Annotated in this window: 4 protein-coding genes; 1 reads left to right on the top strand and 3 read right to left on the bottom strand. The window is 69.6% G+C overall.

Features of this window, described 5'->3' with window-relative positions:
• Nucleotides 1-30 precede the first annotated feature (30 nt).
• From ON39_RS21450 to ON39_RS21460, 3 genes are all read right to left on the bottom strand, one after another.
• On the bottom strand, nt 31-738 hold the full coding sequence (locus tag ON39_RS21450; protein ID WP_040737035.1) for a PIG-L deacetylase family protein: 708 nt from the start codon (nt 736-738) through the stop codon (nt 31-33).
• A gap of 219 nt (nt 739-957) precedes the next feature.
• Nucleotides 958-1,128 carry a hypothetical protein gene (locus ON39_RS49690; RefSeq protein ID WP_040737037.1) on the bottom strand — a complete coding sequence of 57 codons (171 nt, stop codon included), beginning with the start codon at nt 1,126-1,128 and terminating at the stop codon, nt 958-960.
• Nucleotides 1,129-1,284: 156 nt separating this feature from the next.
• Nucleotides 1,285-2,202 carry a LysR family transcriptional regulator gene (locus tag ON39_RS21460; RefSeq protein WP_040737036.1) on the bottom strand — a complete coding sequence of 306 codons (918 nt, stop codon included), beginning with the start codon at nt 2,200-2,202 and terminating at the stop codon, nt 1,285-1,287.
• A 99-nt stretch (nt 2,203-2,301) separates the two neighbouring features.
• On the opposite strand from ON39_RS21460, the gene ON39_RS46025 reads away from it, so the two are divergent.
• Nucleotides 2,302-2,799 (top strand): cupin domain-containing protein, encoded by a 498-nt coding sequence (locus ON39_RS46025; protein ID WP_051186886.1) that lies wholly within the window; start codon nt 2,302-2,304, stop codon nt 2,797-2,799.
• Nucleotides 2,800-2,966 lie beyond the last annotated feature (167 nt).

Consider the following 2,966-nt stretch of genomic DNA (forward strand, 5'->3'; position numbering starts at 1 on the left):
CAGCGCGAACCCTGAGAAGACGTGCGGTGGTCAGCCCGCGAAGTGGTAAAGCTCGAAACCGACGGCACGCTCGGCGGGAAACCCTTCGATCGGCGCGGTGGCGTGATCGACGATGGCGCGCACCTGGTCCGCGATCGGCTCGGAACTCAGGACTTCCAGGTAGCGGCGGTGTTCGGCGAGCGAGGCGGCGGCCTGGTCGATGTGGTCGGTGACGTCGACGGCGTGAGTTGCCTTGGGGCCCATAACGATCGCCCAACGGGCCGACCATGGGGCGTCGGTGAGTTCGGAGAAGATCCACTCGTTGCCCGCGTCGGAGATGGCGTCCAGGGCCGAGCGGCCGACGGCGCGATGGTCGGCGCTGTTGGCGTAGCCGGGCGCCCAGGTGTCGCCGAAGTTGAAGAGCACCACCAGTTCTGGTTGATGGCGGCGGATCGCGGCGGCCAGGTCGCGGCGCAGGGCCAGGGACTCCTCGACGCGGCCGTCGGGGTAGCCGAGGAACTCGACCTGGTGCACGCCAACGGCTTTGGCCGCGGCGATCTCCTCGGCCTCGCGCAGCGGACCCGACTCCGCGGGCGGCAGTCCGGCGATGCCCGCCTCGCCGCTGGTCACGAGCACGTAGCGAATGTCTTTGCCCTGCCCGGTCCAACGGGCCACCGCGGCGGCGGCCCCGTACTCGATGTCGTCGGGGTGCGCGACGATGACCAGCCCGCGCTGCCAGTCCTCCGAAAGCTGATCCACCTGTCTCCTCCGCCTCTCTGTGTCTCGAACAGACTAGAGCGGCGAAAAGGGGCCGTGCGCCATCCCCTCATCGGGGAGCGCACGGCCCCTGGTCGGACGGGTTCGCGACTTCGCTCGCGCCTCCCGGTGGCATCCCGGCCACACCTGGATCCGCCCGACGACCGTCCGCACGACCTCGCGGCGCGACCCAGCGCGCGTCGGTCGTTCCGCGGACGGAAGCTACAGCTTGCTGACCGAGGAGTCCGAGCCCGACACCGCCTTGTACAGCAGGTACAGCCCGAACACGATGGCGCTGATCACCAGGATCGGGAACAGCCCCTTGATCAGCGCGCCGATGATGGCGAGCGCGATCCAGACGACCGCGACGACACCGATAATCTTCCACAACATTTGCCAGCCTCCGAGGGTCTCCGCGAACCGCTCTCCCACGATCCGACAGCTTCTACTCTGGCAGCTGCGCGACGATAAATCACCAGGTCAGCAACGATATCCGGGGAATATCAGGGTGAACCCTGACCGCGCGCCCGTCGCGAGTAGTACCAGCGATCACACCGGCGCGGCCGCCGAGCCCTCGGCGATCAGGTCGGCGCCGATCTTCGCCGCGATCCGCACAAAGGCCGCGACCAGCGGCCGGGTGTCGCCGGTGCGGCAGGCGACGGCCAGCACCGCGGGCGTGACCTCGCGCAGCGGCCGGGTGACGACGCCCGACCAGGGGAAGAACCGCGACACCGAGGCGACCGAGACGGCGACCGCCTGGCCGCTGCCGACCGCGGCGAGCAGGTCCTCGAGAGTAGCCACCTCGGCGCCGATGATCGCGGGGCCGTCGCGGTACTCGGCGAGGGTCATGAAGTCACGCGCGGCGAGATCGCGGTTGTCGGTCCACCACACGAACGGCTGAACGGCGAGTTCCTCGGGCTGGACCGCGGTCTCGGCGGCGAACGGGTGGTCGGCGGGGAGCAGGGCGATGCGCTCCTCGGCCAGCAGCGGCGTGACGTCGAGGCCGTCGGGGGCAGGCAGCCAGACCAGGCCCACGTCCGCGGCGCCCGCCAGCACGCCGGCGCTCGAATCGTCGAACTCGACCTTGCCGACGGTCAGCGCGACGTGCGGATACTCGGCGGCGAAGGCGCGCAGCACCCGGGGCGTGATGTCCAGCCCGGTGACTCCGCGGACGCCGACGATCAGCTCCGTGCGCTGGCCGGACTCCGTGTCGCGGGTGTCGGCGATCGCCGCGCCGACGGTGTCGAGAATGTCGGGCACCCTGGCCAGCAGCGTGCGACCCGCGTCGGTGAGTGTGACCTGGCGGCTGTTGCGCTGGAAAAGCGTGGCGCCGATGCGGGTTTCGAGTTGCTTGATCTGGTTGCTCAGGGCCTGCTGGGTCAGGTGCAACCGAGCCGCCGCCTTGGTGAAGTTCAGCTCGGTGGCCAGTACGTGGAACGCGCGTAGGTGCCGGAATTCCACATCCACAATTCCGGATTGTAGATCCGACAGCCGATCGGTGTTTCCGTTCCGGCCGCAGCGGATCGAGCATGGATGACATCGAGTCACCGATCCAGGAGTCGCGCCGTGCCGGAACAACCTCACGAACTCGGGCAACACCAGCCGATCGCCGAATGGGCGTTCGGGTGCCTGATGATTTGGCATCAGCGCGCGGAGACGACCGGCGGGGTGCTCGCCTTGGCCGAGGTCGTGCTGCCGAAGGGGGACGAACCACCGATCCATCTGCATTCGCGCGAGGACGAGCTGTGCTTCGTCCTCGACGGCGAGCTCACCGTGCACCGTGGTCTCGCCCGCATCCAGGCCGGACCCGGCACCTCGGTCTGGCTGCCCCGCGGCATTCCGCACGGGTTCGCGGTACACACCGCCACGGCCCGGGTGCTGCACCACTACACCCCCGCGGGCGTGGAGCGGGCGCACCGGGCCTTCGGCGTCACGGCGCCCGATCTGGTACTGCCGCCCGCCGACGCTCGACGACCTCAGGAGGGGGAGGTCGAGGCCGAGTTCGCACGTTACGGCGTCACCCGCGTCGGGCCGGCACCAACGATGGGAAGGGAGCGAATATGACTGCGCCACAAGGCCTTGTCGACTCGACCCGGGCGCCTGAACCGGGGTGCGCGCAGGTACGCGTCCTCGGACCGGTATTGGTCACTGACGGTACGGGGACGCTCGGGGTGGACCGTCCGCTGGAACGGGCGATGCTGGTCCGGCTCGCGCTCGCCGGCGGGATCGCG

The sequence above is a fragment of the Nocardia tenerifensis NBRC 101015 genome (genome assembly GCF_000308715.1).
Taxonomy (GTDB): Bacteria; Actinomycetota; Actinomycetes; order Mycobacteriales; family Mycobacteriaceae; genus Nocardia; species Nocardia tenerifensis.